15 protein-coding genes are annotated in these 22,805 nt (G+C 52.3%); 7 read left to right on the plus strand and 8 right to left on the minus strand.

Annotation, left to right across the window (positions count from 1 at the left end; translation table 11 throughout):
* Positions 1-52: 52 nt before the first annotated feature.
* The gene (gene adhP, locus GK108_RS15775) at positions 53-1,138 is read right to left on the minus strand and encodes an alcohol dehydrogenase AdhP (protein WP_212592813.1); all 1,086 of its coding nucleotides are present in this window, start codon (positions 1,136-1,138) and stop codon (positions 53-55) included.
* A gap of 307 nt (positions 1,139-1,445) precedes the next feature.
* Between adhP and GK108_RS15780 the strand changes: the two genes are divergently transcribed.
* Together GK108_RS15780 and GK108_RS15785 are read left to right on the plus strand one after the other, a co-directional pair.
* On the plus strand, positions 1,446-2,621 hold the full coding sequence (locus GK108_RS15780) for an MFS transporter (protein WP_163950235.1): 1,176 nt from the start codon (positions 1,446-1,448) through the stop codon (positions 2,619-2,621).
* A 90-nt stretch (positions 2,622-2,711) separates the two neighbouring features.
* The gene (locus GK108_RS15785; RefSeq protein WP_163950238.1) at positions 2,712-3,665 is read left to right on the plus strand and encodes an SPFH domain-containing protein; all 954 of its coding nucleotides are present in this window, start codon (positions 2,712-2,714) and stop codon (positions 3,663-3,665) included.
* Positions 3,666-3,734: 69 nt separating this feature from the next.
* On the opposite strand, the gene GK108_RS15790 is transcribed toward GK108_RS15785, so the two are convergent.
* A complete protein-coding gene (locus GK108_RS15790; protein ID WP_163950241.1) occupies positions 3,735-4,217 on the minus strand; it encodes a hypothetical protein in 483 nt (160 codons plus the stop codon).
* Positions 4,218-4,395: 178 nt separating this feature from the next.
* On the opposite strand from GK108_RS15790, the gene GK108_RS15795 reads away from it, so the two are divergent.
* The 4 genes from GK108_RS15795 (at position 4,396) to GK108_RS15810 (ending at position 17,879) form a co-directional block, all read left to right on the plus strand.
* The gene (locus GK108_RS15795; RefSeq protein WP_163950244.1) at positions 4,396-5,124 is read left to right on the plus strand and encodes a universal stress protein; all 729 of its coding nucleotides are present in this window, start codon (positions 4,396-4,398) and stop codon (positions 5,122-5,124) included.
* A gap of 261 nt (positions 5,125-5,385) precedes the next feature.
* Entirely contained in the window at positions 5,386-9,492 is a 4,107-nt protein-coding gene (locus tag GK108_RS15800; RefSeq protein ID WP_163950247.1) for a hybrid sensor histidine kinase/response regulator transcription factor, read from the plus strand.
* 185 nt (positions 9,493-9,677) lie between these two features.
* Complete coding sequence (locus GK108_RS15805) at positions 9,678-10,082, plus strand: LytR/AlgR family response regulator transcription factor (RefSeq protein WP_163950250.1); 405 nt, start codon at positions 9,678-9,680, stop codon at positions 10,080-10,082.
* A 45-nt stretch (positions 10,083-10,127) separates the two neighbouring features.
* Complete coding sequence (locus GK108_RS15810; protein ID WP_163950255.1) at positions 10,128-17,879, plus strand: beta strand repeat-containing protein; 7,752 nt, start codon at positions 10,128-10,130, stop codon at positions 17,877-17,879.
* Positions 17,880-17,920: 41 nt separating this feature from the next.
* On the opposite strand, the gene GK108_RS15815 is transcribed toward GK108_RS15810, so the two are convergent.
* From GK108_RS15815 to GK108_RS15830, 4 genes are read right to left on the minus strand one after another with little or no spacing between them, the layout of a single operon-like run.
* Positions 17,921-18,403 carry an OsmC family protein gene (locus tag GK108_RS15815; protein WP_163950258.1) on the minus strand — a complete coding sequence of 161 codons (483 nt, stop codon included), beginning with the start codon at positions 18,401-18,403 and terminating at the stop codon, positions 17,921-17,923.
* Between the two features lie 14 nt (positions 18,404-18,417).
* Positions 18,418-18,753 (minus strand): cupin domain-containing protein, encoded by a 336-nt coding sequence (locus GK108_RS15820; RefSeq protein WP_163950261.1) that lies wholly within the window; start codon positions 18,751-18,753, stop codon positions 18,418-18,420.
* 14 nt (positions 18,754-18,767) lie between these two features.
* Positions 18,768-19,400: a LysE family translocator gene (locus tag GK108_RS15825; RefSeq protein ID WP_163950267.1), complete on the minus strand. Its 633-nt coding sequence runs from the start codon at positions 19,398-19,400 to the stop codon at positions 18,768-18,770.
* Entirely contained in the window at positions 19,397-20,035 is a 639-nt protein-coding gene (locus tag GK108_RS15830; RefSeq protein WP_163950270.1) for a pyridoxamine 5'-phosphate oxidase family protein, read from the minus strand. Before GK108_RS15830 ends, GK108_RS15825 begins: the two co-directional genes overlap by 4 nt.
* A 243-nt stretch (positions 20,036-20,278) precedes the next feature.
* On the opposite strand from GK108_RS15830, the gene GK108_RS15835 reads away from it, so the two are divergent.
* Positions 20,279-21,817, plus strand: a complete 1,539-nt coding sequence (locus GK108_RS15835; protein ID WP_246224920.1) for an aminotransferase-like domain-containing protein — start codon at positions 20,279-20,281, stop codon at positions 21,815-21,817.
* Between the two features lie 28 nt (positions 21,818-21,845).
* Here GK108_RS15835 and GK108_RS15840 read toward each other — a convergent pair whose 3' ends face one another.
* On the minus strand, positions 21,846-22,112 hold the full coding sequence (locus GK108_RS15840) for an Ada metal-binding domain-containing protein (RefSeq protein ID WP_163950273.1): 267 nt from the start codon (positions 22,110-22,112) through the stop codon (positions 21,846-21,848).
* A complete protein-coding gene (locus GK108_RS15845; protein WP_163950278.1) occupies positions 22,109-22,804 on the minus strand; it encodes a 2OG-Fe(II) oxygenase in 696 nt (231 codons plus the stop codon). Before GK108_RS15845 ends, GK108_RS15840 begins: the two co-directional genes overlap by 4 nt.
* Position 22,805: the final 1 nt, after the last annotated feature.

Below are 22,805 nucleotides of genomic sequence, written 5' to 3' on the forward strand. Positions count from 1 at the left end.
TCATTCCGACGACAGAGCCGAAATGACTGAACACGCCCTGATTCTAACGCTATCAACTCAACTCCACTACGGTTGCAGGCTCAGACTGGGTTGCTGACAACGATTCCACGCCCTCCATCGTCAGCACAACGCGGCCGTCTATTTTCCCCTGGGTCATATCGGCCAGCACCTGATTGATATTGTCAAGTTGGTCGGTTCGGTAATGCACTTTTACCTTTCCGCTTGCTGCAAACTCGAGACTTTCGACAAGGTCTTGCCGGGTTCCTACAATAGACCCCCGAACTGTTTTCCGAGTTAGCACAATGTCGAAAATATTCAGGTCAAAATCACCGGGGGGTAATCCGACCAACGCAATTGTACCGTGACGACGTAGCATACCGACTCCCTGGGCAAAAGCAGATCGGGAAACTGCGGTAACCAAAACACCATGCGCCCCTTTTATTCGTTTCTGAATGACAGCAACCGGATCTTCTTCAGCTGCGTTAACGACCAGCTCAGCCCCTACTTGCTGGGCTAGCCGGAGCTTATCTTCCTGAATATCAACCGCAGCGACCCGCATCCCCATGGCTTTGGCATACTGCACAGCCAGATGACCTAGTCCACCAATGCCCGAAATAACAACCCATTGTCCGGGTTTCACTTCAGTCTCTTTCAATCCTTTATACACGGTGACGCCCGCGCAAAGAATAGGAGCCGCTTCCAGAAACGACAGTGAATCAGGCAAATGGCCTATATAGTTGGGGTCAGCCAAAACATATTCGGCATAACTCCCATGAACCGAATAGCCCGTATTCTGCTGGCTCTCACATAAGGTTTCCCAACCGGTAAAGCAGTGCTCGCAATGACCACAGGCGGAATAGAGCCAGGGCACACCCACTCGATCCCCGATATTGACTTGACTTACCCCTTCTCCTATCGCTACGACGGTACCGACACCTTCATGACCTGGAATAAGTGGCAGGGTTGCCTTAACAGGCCAGTCGCCATTGATAGCATGCAGGTCGGTATGACAAACGCCACAAGCCGCCACTTTAATTAACACCCGCCCTGGCGTAACAGAAGGGACTGGAACATCTTCGATCTGAAGAGGCTGACCATAAGCTCTCGCTACAGCCGCTTTCATGGTAGTTGGTATCATAGTCAATAGGGTAGTTTTGGACAATCTGCATGGAGTAGCAGACTCAATCAATAAGGCAAAAGTAGGGCTGGCCATCACAACGATTCATGAGGAAAATCAGTGGCAAAAAAAACTTTTGTCAGGCATTCAGAGCCGCTGCTACAGAGTCATATTGTATCTACACATCAATAAATTAGAACATTCATAGAAGCGGGAACAAATTTGTACTTTTTCCATTTCACCAATCATATACAACCTGTTTTAATAGCTGTATTGTGAATTTTCCAAGACAAAGATTCATAATCTGTTACTAGTAGAAAGCGGCAAAATGAAAAAGAGCTTATTACCTCTCACCATCGGAGGCTTCGGCATTGGGATGACCGAATTTGTTATGATGGGGATCTTACCGGACATCGCTAATTCATTACATATCTCCATTCCCGTTGCCGGACACCTTATCTCCTCGTATGCCCTTGGCGTCGTATTGGGAGCCCCGTTACTGGTGGCCATTGCCGGGAATTATCCGCCCAAAAAAATTCTGTTGGGCTTAATGGCTCTTTTCACCTTCTGTAATGCGCTGTCGTCATTCGCGCCGAACTACGAAGCCATGATGATCACCCGGCTTCTGTCGGGGCTCCCACACGGTGCCTTCTTCGGGGTGGGTGCGGTAGTTGCCAGCAGATTGGCGGGAAAAGGAAAAGAAGCGCAGGCAATATCGATGATGTTTGCCGGGCTAACTGTCGCTAACATTATCGGTGTTCCGCTCGGGACCTATATCGGGCATACTATGAGCTGGCGGATAACCTTTCTGATTATTGCCGCTGTAGGTCTGATTACGATGGCCAGCATTCAGAAATTCCTGCCCGCTATGCCGGTTGTTGGCGAGTCTAATCTACGTAAAGACCTGAAGCTGTTTACGCACGTTGAGCCCTGGATGATTCTGGGTATTACGGCCATTGGCACGGGCGGCTTATTCGCCTGGTTCAGCTACATAGCCCCTTTGTTGACCGAAGTAGCCCATTTTAGTAACAATCAGCTCACCTGGATTCTCGTACTGGCGGGTGTGGGGATGGCCGTTGGCAATCTGGTTTCCGGCCGCGTAGCCGACCTTATCTCCCCCATCAAAGCCACGGCATTATTCTTGCTACTGATGGCTACCAGCCTCGTGATTGTCTATTTCGTAGCGCCTTTCCAGGTACCGCTGCTCGTCATGACGTTTATTACGGGAGCCATTTCGTTCTCGTTGGGAGCTCCCATTCAGATTCTGATGATTCGGGCCTCCAATGGTTCCGATATGCTGGCGTCTTCCGTCAGTCAGGCCGGATTTAACATTGGCAATGCGTTGGGTGCTTACCTGGGCGGCTTACCCATTGCGGCCGGTATGGGCTACGCATCGCCCCAGTGGGTGGGTGCACTAATGGCCATTACGGGTTTCTTTATGGCAGTGATTATGTACTTCCGTCAGAAGAATGCCGTAGACTATGGATTGGCCACTGGTCACTAGATCTTACCGATCTGACAATATGTTAGGAAGTGTATGAACGGATTCTGTAATTTAACACAGAATCCGTTTTCTTTTTAATCCTAGCACCCTATGCCATTTCTCACCATTCTTTTCGTACTGCTGCTGGTTGTCGGCTTTCTGTCTATTGTTATCGTTCAGCAGGGCACCGTCGCTGTCATTACTGTTTTCGGTAAATACGCTCGTGTTATGGCCCCTGGCCTGAATTTCAAAATTCCGTTTATTGAGACGATTTACCGGCGTATCTCTATCCAGAATCGCTCCGTCGAATTGGCATTTCAGGCCATTACTGCCGACCAGGCCAATGTCAACTTCAAGGCAATGCTTGTGTATTCTGTGCTCAATCAGGCCGAAGAAACCATTAAGAACGTAGCGTTTAAGTTCATTGACGAAGCCTCATTCATGCAGGCGCTGGTACGTACCATCGAAGGATCGATCCGTAGTTTTGTTGCCACCAAACGGCAGTCGGAAATTCTGTCGTTACGTTCCGAAATCATCGAACACGTTAAATCTCAAATCGATACGTTGCTGGAGAGCTGGGGCTATCACCTGATTGATCTTCAGTTGAACGACATCGCTTTCGACGAAGTCATAATGCGGTCAATGGCGCAGGTGGTGGCCTCATCGAACCTGAAAGCAGCCGCCGAAAACGAAGGGCAGGCTTTGTTAATTACCAAAACAAAATCGGCCGAAGCGGAAGGGAATGCCATCAAAATTTCGGCCGAAGCCGAAAAAACTGCGTCGCAATTACGCGGACAGGGCGTAGCGTTGTTCCGGGAAGAAGTGGCCAAAGGGATGGCAGAGTCGGCCAAAGTCATGACTGAAGCCAACCTGGATGCGTCGTTGATCCTGTTTTCGATCTGGACCGAAGCGATCAAGCATTTTGCGGAGAACGGTAAAGGCAACGTAATATTTCTGGATGGCTCAACCGAATCGATGGATAAAACCATGCGGCAGTTACTGGCTATCGAGAAAATGAATAGTAATGCCGACGACGATCAGCAAAAAACTCCTCCTAAACGATAAAGCGGGAAAGTTTTGTGAGGTCAGATTTTCTAGTGATGCCGACTTTAAGAAATCGGCATCACTAGCTATTTACAGAAAACACAGCAAATGATCCCGCTGCGTGAAACGCCACGCGCCACGGGTCCTAAATCGCCCGCCATTAGGGTCCATGATATTGACATCGCCATTCGCCCCATTCTGGTTTAGGCTATGAATGATAACGGCATGAAAGCCACTCACTTCCGGCTCGTAATAACCTAACAATACGGGGCTCCGCGTCAGCTTATCTTTCACAAACCCTTTATCGAATTGTCGTTTCACGGTGTAGGTCATTCCAAACCGGTTATCGGCAACAATCTTGACCATATTTTCGGGGGAGACGGTCCCATATTCCGGTCCATCTTCCTGATTCCAGTAAGCACTGAAAACGTTGATCAGATCGAGTTGCGAAACAACGGTCCGAGCGGGCTGCATACTTCGTAACCACCATTCAAGGCTGGCAGCCCAGCAGGCGGTTGGATCAAATTGAGCCACAGGGCGTGGAAAGTTGACAGAGTTTGTTGGCCAGGCCATATAAAATTGATAGTCAAAGGTTAATAAATTAAACTTAATCGATTTGACAGGTTAGTCGCTAAATGAATCAGTGAGCGGAACAAAGGGTTGAGTGAACGGTAAAGGAGAACAAAAAGATAAAAGCTCGGGAACGTTGGGCGTTTTATTTGTTGATCTTACAAATCACTGTTCACGCAACATGACAAACCTGCTTTTTCCTACTGACTTTTCGTACAGTGCAACAGCAGCCCTTGAGTGGGCCCGGCTTTTTGCTCACAAAACCGGAGCAACCATTACGCTGCTGCACGTTTTTCAACCCATTATTCCCGACACTACGTTACCGACCGTTGGCGATCCTGGTCTGGGCATACTCGCTTCTCAGGAAGTAGAAGAAATTACCCGCCAGCGACTCAACAAACTGGCAACCGATCTCAGTGCGGAAGGCTTTTCCGTTCGGGCGGAGTGGCGTATTGGCCTGGTCGACGATGAAATTCTGGATCTCGCCAAAGAACTCATGGCCGACCTGATTGTGATGGGACGTAGTGATCTGAGTACGTTTTTTGATCGGCTGGCGGGAAGTGCCGCTACTGACGTAGCCGACGAAGCTGTTTGCCCGGTACTGATTGTTCCGATTCCACCCGAAGGACAGGCAGTGCATCCGGCTCAGGTCAGAACGATAGCCTACGCCATGCAGCCCCAAACGACCCAGAGTCTGGTATCAACACAAACCGATTCATTGGTGGAAGCATTCGACGCCGAGTTATTGATTTTAACGGATGAACAGCTCGACAACGCTCACCCCGATCTGATTGTCATGCAGCTTTATCCAGAAACAGGTTTCCTGGATAAATTGCTCCACCCCAACCATACGGCTCGGCTGATTGAAAAGTCTGAGGTTCCCGTATTGGTATACCACCAGCAGAAATAAAGAAGCAATTCTAAATTGCTACGTATCATTCAATACAGATCCAGAGCCGGCGCCCACGCGTCGGGTTTTGTTTTGTAGCCGGTATAACGTTTCAATAGTTGGCACTCATTCAACTCTGCATTCCAAAATAGTACGACTAACCTGTAACGAGCGAACTGATACGTTCAAGCGGACGTATCAAGCATAAATTACAAATACGGGTAAAGGAATCTAGTGTACTTCCTTTTACGTATTATTTTAGCAGTGAATTTACATGTACGAATGCCCTTCCTCTACGTATTAATACTTTTCTTTTTCCCTTTTTCTCTCTATGCCCAGCAAACGGGCTGGCAGGAACTTACTATTTCAGATGGTCTGTCGCAGGGGATGATTTTTGATCTGCTACAGGATCAAAAAGGGTTTATCTGGGTGGCTACCAAAGATGGCCTCAATCGCTATGATGGCCACAATTTCAAAGTTTTCACCCACGACCCCTACAATCAATACAGTATATCGGACAATAACTGCTCCGCACTTTTGCTCGATAGTAGAGGCTGGATATGGGTAGGAACCCCCAATGCTGGCCTCAACCTTTTCAACAGAAAGACGCAGCGTTTTTACCATATCCATATTCGCAGCAAGACAGCGGCCAAAGCGGGGAACTACGCTGTCGACCGAATTTTTGAAGACCCAGAAGGGAACATATGGGCAACAGAAAATGGGAACATACTGATTAAAATTACGATACCGGCTTCTCTTCAGAAGAGTTTTCCAGACAACGCACTGATCGCGACTCAATCGCAAACAGTCCAATTACCCATTGCGCTTCAGAGCAATAACTCTATTTCCAGCAACTATCTCAGTTTTCATAAAAACGGACAGGCACTAGCCATAGGCGAATTAGGCTCCTTTTCATTCAACTGGAAATCACCCAACCAACCAGGGCATTACCAACCCTACACGAATGAACTGGCGGGGCTAAATGGCCTCTACAATAATCTCCCTCAACAAAGTTTTATAGTCGCTTACGGCCAAAAACTCGTCTTTCAACTTCATAACCAGCGAAAAACAATTCAATTACCAACGGGGAATGAAGCGCATCTTGCTGTTAAAGCATTTGACGCAAAAACACTGGCCATTGCTACCGACAAATTCCTCTGGCTCATGACGCCCGAAGAATTATTCCGCCACGACAGCCTTACGGCGCATAATGCGTTCATAACCTTACCCCCCAATCTCTATGCTGTTACCAGCCTACTCCGCGATCAAACTGGTAACATCTGGGTAGGAACCAGTGGCTATGGTTTGCGTAAATTCAATCCTAAAGTCAAACAGTTCCACTCATCGCTTCCGAACAATACGCTTTCCTACCTATACGCCGACAAACAGAATCGGGTGTATGTGCGTCATGAGTTTGCTTATGATCAGCTCAATGCTACGGGCAATCAACTGAAGCCATTTCTGAGTAACAATTTATCGGCTGCGGACAAACGTGCCCGGTATATGATACAGGATCGGGAAGGTATATTTTGGGTGTCGAACACCAATTTCCAGACACAACAGATGAGCTTATTCAAGTTCTCCACGGACTGGAAACTGCTGAAAAAATACCCACTGCCCCCCAAAACTAGTTTTGGCTTCTATCAGAACCAGACCGTAGACGATACAACGGGCAACATCTGGATTGGCGCTACCAATGGCAAGTTGCTTCGGTTCAATCCTAAAACAGAAACGTACCGCGTTTTCTCCTACCAATCGGTACTCCCACAGAAAGGAGCCGACATTGAAACAACGGCTCTTTATTTCGATCAGTTGGGTACACTCTGGATCGGTACAACGGCGGGGTTACTACGTGCCGATCATCCGCTCAACAACCCCACCTTTTCGATCTATAAAAACAGTACGGCCAATCGCCAGAGCCTAAGTAGCAATCTGGTTTCCAGTGTCATCGACGACCCTTATCAACCCAATCGATATCTATGGGTAGGAACAAAGGGTAATGGGCTGGATCGGCTCGATAAGCAAACCGGCCAGTTCGACCACATCACCGAAGCGCAGGGGCTACCCAACAAAGTCGTATATGGGATTTTGTCCGACGAATTCAACAACCTGTGGCTGAGTACCAATCGCGGACTGGCTCAATTCAATCCCAAAACCCAGAAATCCCGAAACTTCACCAAAGCCGATGGGTTGCAGGATGACGAATTCAACACGGGCTCGTTTTTTAAAGCGCCGTCGGGCAAGCTACTATTCGGCGGAGTACACGGGCTAACAACCTTTAGAGCCTCTGATTTGATTCAATCGAAAAGCTCAGCTCCACAGGTAAACCTCATTGGTCTTAAAATCAACAATGAAACCGTTACCGTTGGTAGCCCCGATGGCATCCTGAACGAAGGGATCGACTACATCCAACGGATCGACCTGTCGCATACGCAGAATCTGCTGACACTCGAATTTAGCGTCATGGATTATGCAAACTCGGCTAAAAATCAATATCGGTATCGCTTACTGGGTATTGACGATAACTGGGTCGAGGCAGGCACCAACCGATTTGCTAATTATGCCCAGCTCCCTACAGGCCATTATACGTTTCAGGTTATGGGGTCCACCGACGGGCAGATTTGGAGCCAACCTACTACGTTACAGGTGCAGGTACATCCGCCCTTCTACCGAACCTGGTGGGCCTACCTGTTCTACGTCGTACTACTGGCGGCTGTGGTATGGCAGCTCTATCGGTTTCAGACGCAGCGACTGTTGCTCGAACAACGTTTTGCCTTTGAGCAGCAAGAAGCCAGCCGGCTGACCGAACTGGATGGATTAAAGACCCAGTTCTTCACCAATATTTCTCACGAAATCCGAACTCCGCTCACGCTGATTCTGGGGCCCATTGACCAAGCCGTTCAGGACTACGCACACGATGCCCGTTTTCCGCTCATTCAACGAAACGCTAATCGGCTGCTCAGCCTGATCAATCAATTACTCGACCTGAGTAAGTTGGAAGCGGGACAACTCAAAGCCGAGCTGGTCCCCGGCGATATGGCTACTTTTTTCCGCATCATTAGCAGCTCGTTTGAATCGCTGGCCCAAAGCCGCCAAATCAACTTCGTCTTTGAGCAATCGGCAACTGAGTGGTGGGCCAGCTTCGACCGCGACAAACTGGAAAAAATTGTCACGAATCTCCTATCAAATGCACTCAAGTTCACTCCACCCGGTAAGGAGGTTCGGATAACGGTTTATTACCCGGTAGACTCCGCTGGTGGAGATATGCGGTTTATAATTCAGGATACGGGCATCGGCATTGCTCCCGACCAGTTAAATCATATTTTCGAACGATTCTATCAGGTCGATGCTAAGATCAACCGAGCCTATGAAGGCACCGGTATTGGTCTGGCGCTGGTTAACGAGCTCGTCAAGGTCCTGAACGGAACGATTACCGTAGCCAGCACCGAGGGCCAGGGAACAACCTTCACCGTAACTCTTCCTATACACGTAACGAAAGTCGGACTCGCCGATTCTTCTGAGGAATCTAAAGAACTGTCTCTATCTACCCACGTAGTAAGTTCCACAACCGTATCAGCTACTGCCGCAACTCGTTTACCAGTCAGCGAAGATCAGCCGGTACTGCTCGTTATCGACGACAACGCCGACATTCGCGCCTACATACGTAGCATTTTTGAAACCGACTACCAGGTTATTGACGCTGTCGATGGCGAAGAAGGGTTACAGTTGGCCACCTCTACCCTACCCGATATTGTCATCTGCGATCTGATGATGCCCCGTCTCGATGGGTTTGGCTTCTGTCGGGCACTAAAAACACAGGAAGCGACAAGCCATGTTCCAGTAATCATGCTCACGGCTAAAGCAACCCTAGCCGACCGGATTGAAGGGTTTGGACTAGGGGCCGATGATTATATCACCAAACCATTTAACAAAGACGAATTAACCGTCAGAGTCCGTAATCTGATCCAACAGCGAAAACGACTCTATGACCGGTTCAGAACGAGTCAGCCTAACGAAACACCCGAGGAGCAGGCGCCCCCACTGCTCACTGCCGAACAGCAGTTTATCGAGCGTTTATCATCCGTTGTCTATCAGCACATAGACAACACGGCCTTCTCGGTCGAAGAGCTGGCCGAAGCCGTCCATTTAAGCCGCGTACAACTTCATCGCAAACTCAAGGCCGTTGCCAATACCACCGCGTCCCAGTTTATCCGCGACATCCGACTCGCCAAAGCCGCCCAACTCCTAACCGACGGTGAGCTCAGCGTAACCCAGGTGGCCTATGCGGTTGGCTTCGATAACCTCTCCTATTTCGCCAAAGTGTTTCAGGAACAATACCATGTTCTGCCTTCTCAATACGGCAAGCCAAATCTGCCCATCCCTAACTAATGTTTGTTGCATTGACGCCTAAAGCCTGATTTTTCAGGCTTTTTTTTGGGCATGTAACATGAGTGGTAACGAATGTAACGAGAGTGTTAGCGCGGGTCTGTAGGCTGCCGTTACTTAGCGGGCAATTCCGATCCGGCAGTCGAGCTACCTTACCGGCCTGATCGTTTCCCTTGACTCTTACAACCATGCTCCTCTGTCCACTCAACCAAGCCGCCCCGATGCTGCATATGCACATTACCAATACGGGCAAAATTAGCCTTCCCGTAACCAACCTGATTTACATCCAGGCCACGGGTAATTATAGCTGGCTTCACTGGAACGATGGCCAGCGTATACTAATGCCCCGCACCTTGAAATTCTATGAATCACAGCTGTCAGCTGGCTGGTTTGTGCGCACGCACCGCAAATGCCTGATTAACCTGCACTATATCGAACGGATGCAAGCCTATTATCCGGCCAACCGGGGCGGACTGATTTACCTGCGTTCGGGGGAGGTGCTGCCGGTGTCGCGTCGGCGATGGGTAGCCATCCGGGCCATTTATAAGCAACTGCCCAAGGCTACTCGCTACGTACCAACCGCTCAGGCTTGAGCTACCTAAAGTATACCTTACTCAATCTTAATACCTTCTTCTTTTATGAAACGATACGTATACCTTTTCTTCTCACTTATTACTTTAGTAAGTACGTTAGCTGAGGCTCAGACAACCTTCACGGTTACAAATACCAATAATGCGGGAACAGGCAGCTTACGGCAGGCTATGCTCGATGTAGCTGCATCAGGTTCGGCTGGCCCTTTCACCATCACGGCCAGCGTGAGCGGCACAATTAATACTACTTCGTCCCTGCCGCCCATCACTAAGAATCTAGCAATTGTTGGCCCAGGAGCCAATCAGCTCACCATTAGTGGACAGACCAATACCCACCAACTTTTTACTGTAGTTGGGGATAATTTATCTATTAGGTTTTCAGGACTAACGCTTACCAAAGGTGGGAGCGGCAACGGGAATGCTGCGGCTATTGAGATAAGTTCAATTACCACAGCATCTATTTCATCGCTATCGCTCATAGCCTGTAACCTGGACAATAATTCTGCATCCTTAGGGCAGATTTATGCCTACAAATGCAATTTGTTTATTCAAAATTCAACCATTAGTAACAACTCGGCAGGTGATGGCATTGATCTTGAATACGGACAAGCAACTGGTTTTTCAGTAGTCCTGGAAAACTCAACTATTAGCAACAATTCGTATGCGGGTATTTACCTGAATAATAATAATACAGTTTCTATAACTTCTACTAATTCGACATTTGCAGGCAATTCGCTGGGTTTTTATGCAGGCGGCAATACGGTATTCACTCTATATTTCAAAAACAGCATCTTAGCTAACAATATTCAATTTACCGGCGAAGGGACTAGCGTGATTGTATCACAGGGTAATAACATCTGTAGAGATGCTTCGTTGACACCTACTGCCTCGGGTGACCTGATCAATACAAATCCGCTACTCGCTCCGCTAGGCAACTACGGAGGTACGACCCAAACCCACGCCTTGCTGCCAGGTAGCCCAGCCATCAATGCCGGTACGTCCAGCGGTGCCCCCACTACTGACCAGCGCGGCATCAGCCGGGTGGGTACTACCGATATCGGATCATTTGAGTCGCGGGGCTTTAGTATGGTCTCAAGTAGTGGCAATAACCAGAGTGCTACGGTTAACACAGCTTTTGCCAATCCATTAGTGGTTACGGTGAGTAGTACCAACAGTGAGCCGGTTTCGGGCGGTGTTGTTACGTTTACGGGTCCAGGATCGGGGGCCAGTATCAACCCTGCTTCGCTGACAGCCAGTATTGCCGGAACAACAGCCTCACGCTCGGTGACAGCCAATGCGACGGCAGGAGGGGCTTATAACGTAGCGGCTACCACCAAAGGCGCTAGCCCAACCGTCAATTTTTCCCTCACTAATACAGTAGTTCCTCCCAGTTTCACGACTAACCCAACGACCAAAGCCGTCTGTACAGGCAATGGTACTACGTTTACAGTAGCCGCGTCAGGCTCGCCGACCTATCAATGGCAGGTAGATGCAGGGAGCGGCTTTACCAATCTATCCAACAGCGGAGTTTATTCGGGGGCAACCGATGCTACGTTGACTATCAGCAACGTAGCCGGGCTCAATGGTTATCTGTTTCGTTGTGTAGCTACCAATGATGGCGGATCGACTAATTCCAGCGCAGCTACGTTAACGGTCAGTTCGCTACCCACGGCGGGCGTTAGCCCTTCCAGCACCACCATCACCTGCGCTAACCCAACCGTGACCCTGACGGCCAGTGGTGGAACCACCTACCGCTGGGACAACAATACAACCAACGCCATACGGAGCGTTACTACTGGGGGTACTTATTCCGTCACCGTAACAAATGCCTCCGGCTGCACCGCCACCGCCAGTCAGACCATTACCACCAACACCACGCCCCCCACACCCGGTATCAGTCCATCCGGCACCACCATCACCTGCGCTAACCCAACGGTGACCCTGACCGCTTCGGGTGGCACTACCTACCGCTGGGATGACAACTCCACCAACGCGACTCGCAGTGTCACCACCGGCGGCACTTACTCGGTCACCGTAACAGCCGCCAACGGCTGTACCGCCACCGCCAGTCAGACCATTACCACCAACACCACGCCCCCCACGGCGGGCATCAGTCCATCCGGCACCACCATCACCTGCGCTAACCCAACGGTGACCTTAACGGCCAGTGGCGGAACCGCCTATCGCTGGGATGATAACTCCACCAACGCCATACGCAGTGTCACCACGGGCGGCACCTACTCGGTCACCGTAACAGCCGCCAATGGTTGTACCGCTACGGCTAGTCAAACCATTACCACCAACACCACGCCCCCCACACCCGGTATCAGTCCATCCAGCACCACCATCACCTGCGCCAACCCAACCGTGACCTTAACGGCCAGTGGCGGAACCGCCTATCGCTGGGATGACAACTCCACCAACGCCATACGGAGCGTCACCACAGGAGGTACCTACTCGGTCACCGTGACAAATGCTTCCGGCTGCACCGCCACGGCCAGTCAGACCATTACCACTAATACTACGCCCCCCACACCCGGTATTAGTCCTTCCGGCACCACCATCACCTGCGCTAACCCAACCGTGACACTCACCGCTTCGGGAGGCACCACCTACCGCTGGGATGACAACTCCACCAACGCCATACGGAGCGTCACCACAGGAGGTACCTACTCAGTCACCGTAACAGCCGCCAACGGTTGTACTGCTACGGCCAGTCAGACCATTACCACTAATACTACGCCCCCCACACCCGGCATTAGTCCATCCAGCACCACCATCACCTGCGCTAACCCAACCGTGACCTTAACGGCCAGTGGCGGAACCGCCTATCGCTGGAATGACAACTCTACCAACGCCATACGGAGCGTCACCACAGGAGGAACCTACTCGGTCACCGTGACAGCCGCCAACGGTTGTACCGCTACGGCCAGTCAGACTATTACTACCAACACCACCCCACCCACACCCGGTATTAGTCCATCCGGCACCACCATCACCTGCGCTAACCCAACGGTGACCCTCACCGCTTCGGGCGGGGTGAGCTACCGCTGGGATGATAACTCCACCAACACCATACGGAGCGTCACCACGGGGGGGACTTATTCCGTCACCGTAACGAATGCGTCCGGCTGTACGGCCACCGCCAGTCAGACCATTACCACCAACACCACCCCACCCACACCCGGTATTAGTCCTTCCAGCACCACCATCACCTGCGCCAACCCAACCGTGACCCTCACCGCTTCGGGAGGCACTACCTACCGCTGGGACAACAACTCCACCAATGCTATACGGAGCGTCACCACCGGCGGCACTTACTCGGTCACCGTAACAGCCGCCAACGGCTGTACCGCCACGGCTAGTCAAACCATTACCACCAACACCACCCCACCCACGGCGGGCATCAATCCATCCGGCACCATCATCACCTGCGCTAACCCAACGGTGACCTTAACGGCCAGTGGCGGAACCGCCTATCGCTGGGATGACAACTCCACCAACGCCATACGCAGTGTCACCACGGGCGGCACCTACTCGGTCACCGTGACAGCCGCCAATGGTTGTACCGCTACGGCCAGTCAAACCATTACCACCAACACCACGCCACCCACACCCGGCATTAGTCCTTCCAGCACCATCATCACCTGCGCCAACCCAACCGTGACACTCACCGCTTCGGGCGGGGTGAGCTACCGCTGGGATGACAACTCCACCAACGCCATACGCAACGTCTCAACGGGCGGAACCTACTCGGTCACCGTAACAGCCGCCAATGGTTGTACCGCTACGGCCAGTCAAACCATTACCACCAACACCATACCCCCCACACCCGGTATCAGTCCATCCAGCACCACCATCACCTGCGCTAACCCAACCGTGACGCTGACGGCCAGTGGCGGAGTGAGCTATCGCTGGGATGACAACTCCACCAACGCTATACGCAACGTCTCCACGGGCGGCACCTACTCGGTCACCGTGACAAATGCATCTGGCTGTACGGCCACAACCTCGGTGCTGATTCAGCAGGATAACACCGTGCCAACGGTCAGCATTTCACCCAACTCCGCTACGTTGACCTGCGCCAATCCAACGGTGACCTTGACGGCCAACGGCACCGGTACGTATCAGTGGAGCACCGGCGCTACCTCCCATACCATCACCGCTAGCTCGTCGGGAACTTACTCGGTAACAGTGACCAGTGATAACGGCTGCTTCGCTAGCGCATCTATCCAGATTCAGCAGGATAATTCCGTACCAACGGTGAGCATTTCGCCCACCTCCGCTACGCTCACCTGTACCAATCCAACGGTCACGTTGACGGCCAACGGCACCGGTACGTATCAGTGGAGCACCGGCGCTACCTCCCATACCATCACCGCTACGTCAGCCGCTCTCTATTCGGTTACACTGACAGGCAGTAACGGCTGTACCAATACCGCATCGATTTCGGTGGCCGCCGATCAGGCGACCCCACCCCTGAGCCTTACAGCCTCCCAGACGCTGCTGACCTGTGCCAGTCCAACCGCCAGCCTGACAGCGCTGGGGACGGGAACATGGCGCTGGTCGACAGGCTCGACTGACCCTCAAATTCAGGTCAGCACCGCAGGCACCTATTCGGTGACGCTGACAGCCCCCAGCGGTTGTACAACCTCGACCTCAATCACCATCAATCAGGATATTGACCTGCCAACGGTCAGTATCAGTCCTAGTTCTGCTACGTTGACCTGCGCTAACCCAAGCGTTACACTCACCGCAAATGGAACCGGTACGTATCAGTGGAGCACCGGCGCTACGTCTCAGACGATTACCGCTAGCTCGACCGGTACGTATTCAGTAACGCTGACAGGCAGTAACGGCTGTAGCAATACCGCATCGATTTCAGTAACGGCGGACCAAACCGCGCCTTCGCTCAGCATCAGTCCCAGCTCAGCGACACTTACCTGCGCCAACCCAACCGCTACGTTAACTGCGCTGGGCACGGGCTCAGTACGCTGGTCGACAGGCTCGACCGACCCCCAAATTCAGGTCAGCACCGCAGGCACCTATTCGGTAACGCTCACAACGCCGGGCGGCTGTACGGCCACCACCTCGGTGCTGATTCAGCAGGATAACACCGTACCAACAGTGAGCATTTCGCCCAACTCCGCTACCTTGACCTGCGCTAATCCAAGCGTTGCACTTACCGCCAATGGCATAGGTACATATCAGTGGAGCACGGGCGCTACCTCCCAGACCATCAACGCTAGCTCGGCCGCTACCTACTCGGTGACAGTGACCAGTGATAACGGCTGCTTCGCTAGCGCATCTATCCAGATTCAGCAAGATAATTCCGTACCAACGGTGAGCATTTCGCCCAACTCCGCTACGCTCACCTGTACCAATCCAACGGTCACGTTGACGGCCAACGGAACCGGTACGTATCAGTGGAACACCGGCGCTACCTCCCACACCATCACCGCTAGCTCGGCCGCTACCTACTCGGTGACGCTGACGGCTGACAATGGCTGCCAGGCTACGGCCAGTAGCACCATCGAGCAGGGAACCGATCAAACCATCGGCTTCAGCCAGCAGCCAGCCTCCACCTCGTCGGTCACCGTCGGTAGCACTGTCACCACCCAGGTCGTGGTTTCGGGACAACCCACCAGCTACCAGTGGTATAAGGACAACCTCAGCCAACCCCTGGCTAGTCAGACCGCGGCCCAACTCACACTCACCAATGTCCAGCTTAGTGACGCAGGGAGCTATTTCGTGGTGGTGACCGGCCCCTGCAACAGCCTGACCTCGACGGCCTTCACCCTCAGCGTCACCAACCCCGTTACATCGCTCTCGCTGACGGCTTCGGTGAGCCCCAATCCAGCTCAGGCCGGTCAGGTGGTTACCCTGACTGCAGCGGTAGTGGGCGGCACCAGCCCCTACAGCTATAGCTTTAGCGGGCCAGGCAGTATCAATCCGACGGGCAATACGGCCACCGTTTCAGGGCTGTCGGCCGGGGTCTATAGCTTCACCGTCAAAGCCTCCGACAGCGCCCTGCCGACCAACCAGCAGGCCACCAGTGTGGTCAGCCTGACGGTGACAGCGGTCGAAACGGCTCCCTTTGCCATCACCGGGGTGACCACCATCAGCTGTTCACCCATTACCCCCAACCGCTTTAGTGTCAGCTTTGATCCCCGCTACAGTGGTCTGAGCGGACAGCCCGTCAGCTTCTCAGTAGCCAATGAGATGCTGCCAACAACACAAGCGGGACCCTATACCATCCAGCTCTACACCGATAACCCCACCATCACCCTACAGGCCCGCCAGCAGGGGGCAACTACCAACTTCGGCTACAACTGGCTGGAGGCCTGTCGCACCTCGGAGAGCCCCAACACTCCCCCACGGGTGGTGAGTGGCTTACCGAGCCAGACGGCCAAAGTGGGCGACTACTTCACCTATGTCATTCCTGAAGGCACCTTCACCGATTCGGAGACACCCCTGAGCCTACGCCTGTCAGCCACAGGTTTACCGGCGGGACTGAGCTTCTCAGGGGCTACGGTGAGTGGTACGCCTTCGACCACGGTGGGCTCCCCCTTCACCGTCAGCATCACGGCCACCGATCCGGGCGGACTCTCAGTGAGCACCCCGCTGGTAATCACTGTGCTACCTGCCACCGGTCCCGTTGAGCCAACCGCTCCCTTTGCCATCACGGGGGTGACCACCATCAGCTGTACACCCATCGCCAATCGGATCAACATCAGCTTCGCTCCGCTCTATAGTGGACTGAACGGCCAGCCGATTGCCTTCGAAGTCGTCAATGAGCGGGCACCCACCACCGATCCGGCTCCTTACTCGCTGACCTTATATCGGGATAATCCCGTGATCACCCTGCGGGCTCGTCAGACCGGCAGTGCACAGGTGGCTAGTTTCAGTTATAACTGGCTGGCGGCCTGTTCGACGGCGGGTCAGGACAACACCCCTCCAAGGCTGAACAGTCCGGTGGGCTCCCAGACGGCCACGGTGGGCAAATCGTTTAACCTGAATCTGGCCAACACGTTTGCCGATCAGGAGACCCCCAACCAGCTCACCCTATCGGCGCAAGGGTTGCCAGCGGGTCTGGTATTGGTGGGGACTGCCATCAGTGGTACGCCCTCGGTGAGCGGGGTCTCGACCGTGGTGTTGACGGCGACCGATGGGGGTGGCTTGAACAACACGACCAGTTTCGAATTGACGGTGAGCCCCGCCAGTTCGACGACGGTGACCCCGCCCACTGGTTTTGCCATCACAGGCGTGCAGACACTGAGTTGTGTAGCGGTGAGTGGGGGCTTGCGATCAGTAACCTTCCAGCCCCAGTATGCAGGTGTAACTGGCCAGGCCATCAGTTTCCGGGTAGAGAATGAGCTGGCGGCCACCACGGCGTCAGGTCCCTACACGCTGAATCTGTACACGGATAATCCGGCCATTACCTTGAAGGCTCAGCAGGCGGGCAGTGGTGGTGAGGTTAGCTACCGCTACAACTGGCTGGCGGCTTGTTCAGCTCCCGCGCGGGTAGGTACCGGTGAGCCAGAACACGGTCTGGAGGTGACCGTATTGGGCAACCCGGTGGAAGGTGAGTTTGTGGAGATCGAGATTCGGGGTGCTGCCCGGCAACCCATCCATCTGGATGTCACGGATCTGCAAGGCAATCGGATCAGTCACAAAACCATAGACTCCGAACTTGGCCAGCAACGGGTATCGGTACGGCTTGGCTCCGAGATAGGAACCTATCTGCTGCGGGTTAGTACCCCCACTCAGCAGCAAACCATTAAAATTATCCGACACTAGTTTAAAAAGGCCCATCTCCAATTGAGATGGGCCTTTTTAAATCAATCCATTTTTTCTACAACCCGGCAACTGGGTACGTGATGTACAGGAAAATTGCAGGAGTTGGCGATGAAACAAAGTTTGTTGGCCTGGTAGTGTAATTCATTGGCTTTTTCGATCATCGATACGTCAGCAACCACTACTTCAGGATAAAGCGTTACGTGGCTAAAATGGCCGCCACCATCGGCTGTTTCAACCATCGTGCCCGTTGCTTTGTCGGTGTAATCAACCACCACAATTCCCGCTTCGGAACACAAATGCAGATACCAAAGCATATGACAGGACGATAACGAGGCAACCAGCAGCTCCTCAGGATTATACCGGGTTTTATTGCCCCGAAACGATGGGTCCGATGAGCCCGGAATGTCGGGTTTATTGTCGGCCATCAATACGTGGTCGCGGTCGTAGGCGCGGTAATTTCGGGTGCCTTCGCCTTTGTTGCCCGTCCATTTGGTCGTCAATACGTAGTGATGTTCTTTGGCCATAAAACGAGGTGTCGTTAAACAGATGATGATTTTTCTCCGCCAACCGGGCCGTAAAATAAGACCCACGTAGCGAAATCGTCGGTAAAGCCCTCAAAACGGTGGTCGACACCAGCCGGTACAAATAGCAAATCGCCCGATTTAAATGGTGTTCGTTCACCATCGTAAACAAACGTACCACTTCCCGACGTAACGACGTATACTTCATCGCGTTTGTGGGGCTGCTGGCGATCAATTTTGTCGGGTTTGTAATATTCGACAACCAGACTGCCATGCGCAAGCAACGTAACAAACTCAGTCGGAACGCTCTTCAGTAACGTAGCACCTTCCTGTGGCGTAAATTGAATTTTCATGCTTGAACGGCAAATTACTTTCCTTTATCCAGTGCCATACGTACTGCCAAACCGGTCAGTATGCTGGCCATCAGCCATTTTTGGATTCGAACATATACGGGTCGGGCCTGAAACCAGTTGGCCATCCGGGCTGCCGACAGAATGATTACCGTGTTTACCAACGCGCTGATTGTGAGCTGCGTCAGACCAAGCTGGATGTTCTGAAGGAACAACGAACCGTATTCTGGATGGGTAAACTGCGGAAAAAACGACAGATAAAACACCGCTACTTTCGGGTTGAGTGCATTGGTTAGAAAGCCCATCCGAAACAATTTACCATCTGAATCATGCGCAAGCTGGCGCGTTTGAAACGGCGATACACTGCCCGGCCGAACGGCTTCCCAGGCCAGATACAGCAGGTAAAGAACACCTAGCCAACGCAGTAGCTCATAGGCCAGCGGAATGGCCATAAACACCGCCGTAAGCCCAAACGATACAAGCAAAATATGGCCAAGAAAGCCGACCACTACGCCTAGTAACGAGATAAGCCCAGCCCGTTTTCCCTGCGTAATTGATCTCGAAATCAGATAAATCATGTTGGGTCCTGGACTCAAGACGAGTCCTAAGGCGGCTAAGGCAAAAAGGAGCCATTCCTGAGTGGGTATCATGTATTCTGTGGGTTGATTAAGTAATCGGGCAGTGGCGTATCGTTGTTGTAAGGAGCCGGAACAGGTGTTTGACGTACCGTTTGCAAAGGAATTACCCCCGCCCAGGTGGGTCGGTTTTCGTCGTCGGGATCGTCGCTGGGACCACCAGCACGCAATTTAGCCGACGCTTCGGCCAGCGAAAAAACCAGTACGGTAGTTTTCCGCATTTCGCTGGCGGTTGTTGGGCGAAGATCGTCCCAACGGCCCGGAATCAGATGATCGGTAATCAACGCCAGGGCTTCCATACACTCAGCCTCGTCGGTGACCTTTTCGGCGTTGGCAAAAATCACAACCGAACGATAGTTTACCGAGTGATGAAACGCTGATTTGGCCAGCACCAGTCCATCGGCCAGCATCACCGAAATGCAAACGGGCGCACCATTTTCGATCGTACGAATAAAATGACTACCCACGGAGCCGTGAATATACAATTTGTTGCCTTTCCGGGCGAAAGCGGTCGGTATCGCCATCGGCTGGCCATCAACGGCAAAGCTAACGGTGCAGAATAGGGCTTCGTCCAGAATTGGGTGAATGGTGGCTTCGTCGTAATGAGCACGTTTCGCTAAACGGCTTGGCGTTGTACGCGTAGTTTGCATAGGATTTTTAGAGAATGGAATATACCCCGCCCTACGGGCTAATCTTGTAAGGGTTTCACGCGGGTGGTAAATTTGGTTTCTTTTACGCTATTTACCACCCCCAACCCCCTCCTAAAACAGGAGGGGGCTTTAGACTCTAGAGCTTTTTTTAGCCCCCTCCTGTTTTAGGAGGGGGTTGGGGGTGGTCAGATTGAAACTCATACAAGATTAGCCCGTCGAGGTTGGGGTTCTTTTTCAAAACAAATGTCGAATTTTGCCGGACTATGCAAATCGTCCGATTTTAAGAATATAGCTAGTCCGGTTATGATTCCTTTTAAGTCGTTAATTCAGATAGATAAGTCATCGGCAGTGCCTGTATTTTTACAGGTGAGTAACCAACTGGCGCACTTTATTCGGGCCGGAACGTTGCTGGCGGGCCAACGATTGCCGGGAACACGCCAATTGGCTGAACTGTTGACTTTAAACCGCCAGACAATCGTAGCGGCTTATGACGAAGGGTTAGCGCAGGGCTGGCTCGAAAGCAAAACGGGCAGCGGTACCTACGTAGCGGCCCATTTCCCGGAAGTAAAACCTCAGGCTCTGACACTAGATTCTACCGCGCCTTCTCCTCAAACAATAGCCAGCAAAACACCCGGCTATACGTTTGAGTCCATTCCTTTTTTGCATCGGCCTATTCTGACGCAAACCACGGGTCTACATCTCGACGATGGCTTTCCGGATATTAGACTGGCTCCGATGGACGAACTAAGTCGGGCCTATCGCTCCTATTTCCGCTGGGGAAATCCGCAGGCGCATTTTGGCTATGGCGACACCAAAGGGCATTTGCTGCTGCGTGAACAATTATCAGCCCACCTCAATGAAACCCGTGGGCTACGTACTACGTCCGATAACATCCTGATTACGAGAGGCAGTATTATGGGTGTACATCTGGCGAGTCAGGTGCTGCTACGTCCGGGCGACGTAGTGGTAACGGGCGAAACCAATTATGTGGGTGCTACGATGAATTTTCAACGAGCGGGTGCTACGTTGGTCACGGTTCCGGTTGATCAGCATGGGCTGGATGTTGAAGCACTCGCTCAGGTTTGCGCCCAGCAAAAGTCGATACGCATGGTCTTTGTGACGCCCCATCATCATTACCCTACCACCGTTACGTTACGTCCTGATCGGCGCATCCGACTCTTGCAACTGGCTGAACAGTATGGCTTTATTGTACTGGAAGATGATTACGACTACGATTTTCATTACCTCAGCCGCCCAATTTTACCACTGGCCAGCGCCGACCCCAAAGGCATGGTCGTTTATATTGGTTCGCTGACCAAGTCGGTGGCGCCCGCTTTCCGAATCGGCTACGTAGTGGCTCCGTCCGAGCTGATTGACGAACTGGCCCGACTCCGACGGATCATCGACCGGCAGGGCGACCCCATGCTCGAATTTGCCGTCGGGCAACTGTTTAAAACCGGCGATCTGAAACGGCATTTCCGCAAAGCGTTACGTACCTATCAGGCCCGGCGTGACCGTTTCTGCGACTTGCTCACGAACGAACTGGCTCAGTACGTTCAATTCGCCAAACCCGATGGCGGCATGGCGGTCTGGGCACGTTTCGACCCGGCAATCGATCTGGAAAAACTGGCGCTACGTGCCGGGCAACAAGGATTATTTTTCTCGAATGGTGTCTCGCATAATCCGCCGGGACAACGCTTAAACTGCACCCGATTTGGCTTTGCCTCAAGCACCGAAGATGAGCTGGAACTTAGCATAAGAGTATTAAAGAAAATTCTTTGAAAAACGTCAATTGGTTGGGTGCTGTTTACTAAGTAGCGCAAGCCCCTTTCCACGCCCGATATTGCTTTGGCAGACAAACGGCACAGGGGCGATAACCCTGCTGCTTCGCTTCGGTTTCGTCCCGAAAAAAGATCCGGTTCGTCAACTTCATTCGTTTACCAGCTCGGCAATCCAGCCGACCGTAAATTTTGCCGGGACGATGGCCACCAAGCGAAATCTGGCCTGCGTGTATTAAGGCAACTAGCTTACGATTTCGGGCGAAATCAGTGATACCCAGGTCGAGATGACGTATCATGCGGCATCGTGAAAAATTAGCCCCAGATTGATCCGTTGCCCCGTATGAACGTCACTGACGCCGTGGCGCATCGCTGTTCTGTAATACCCTCGGGCGCTTTTGGCAGGTCTGTATCTGGTGGTAAACACCAGAATCTGCCCCTGATGGGGCTGCAAAACCGTTGCTTTCGATTGCATTCGTGGACGCTGTTCTGTCATTATAAACTCGCCACCCGTGTAGTCGACGCCGGGCTGACTCAGAAACAAAACAGCCTGAAAAGGGAAATACAACTCACCGTATAGATCCTGATGAAGCGCGTTCCAGTCGCCGGGGCCGTATTTCAGCATGAGCGGAGTTGGTCGATTTTGCCCGGCTTGGTGGCAGGTTTCCAGCCATTCGTCGAGGTTGTCCGGATAACGTAGCGGAAGGCCCAGCCTTGCATTCCAGTCGTTGGCAACGGGAGCCAGTTGCGTAAACAAATCATGACGTAGCTGATCGACAAGGGGCGGTAATGGATAGCTGAAATACTTGTATTCGCCACTGCCGTACCCATGTTGCTGCATCACAATTGTTTTGCGATACAACTCAGTCGCATCGAACAAGTCGGCTAATTCCTGGCATTCTTTTTTTTGCAGGATCGATGGCAACAAGCCAAACCCTGTTTCGGCTAGGTTCGCCTGGTACGTAGGCCGGTCGAGGTTAGTAAGAATCATT

The organism is Spirosoma terrae, assembly GCF_010435915.1.
Taxonomy (GTDB): Bacteria; Bacteroidota; Bacteroidia; order Cytophagales; family Spirosomataceae; genus Spirosoma; species Spirosoma terrae.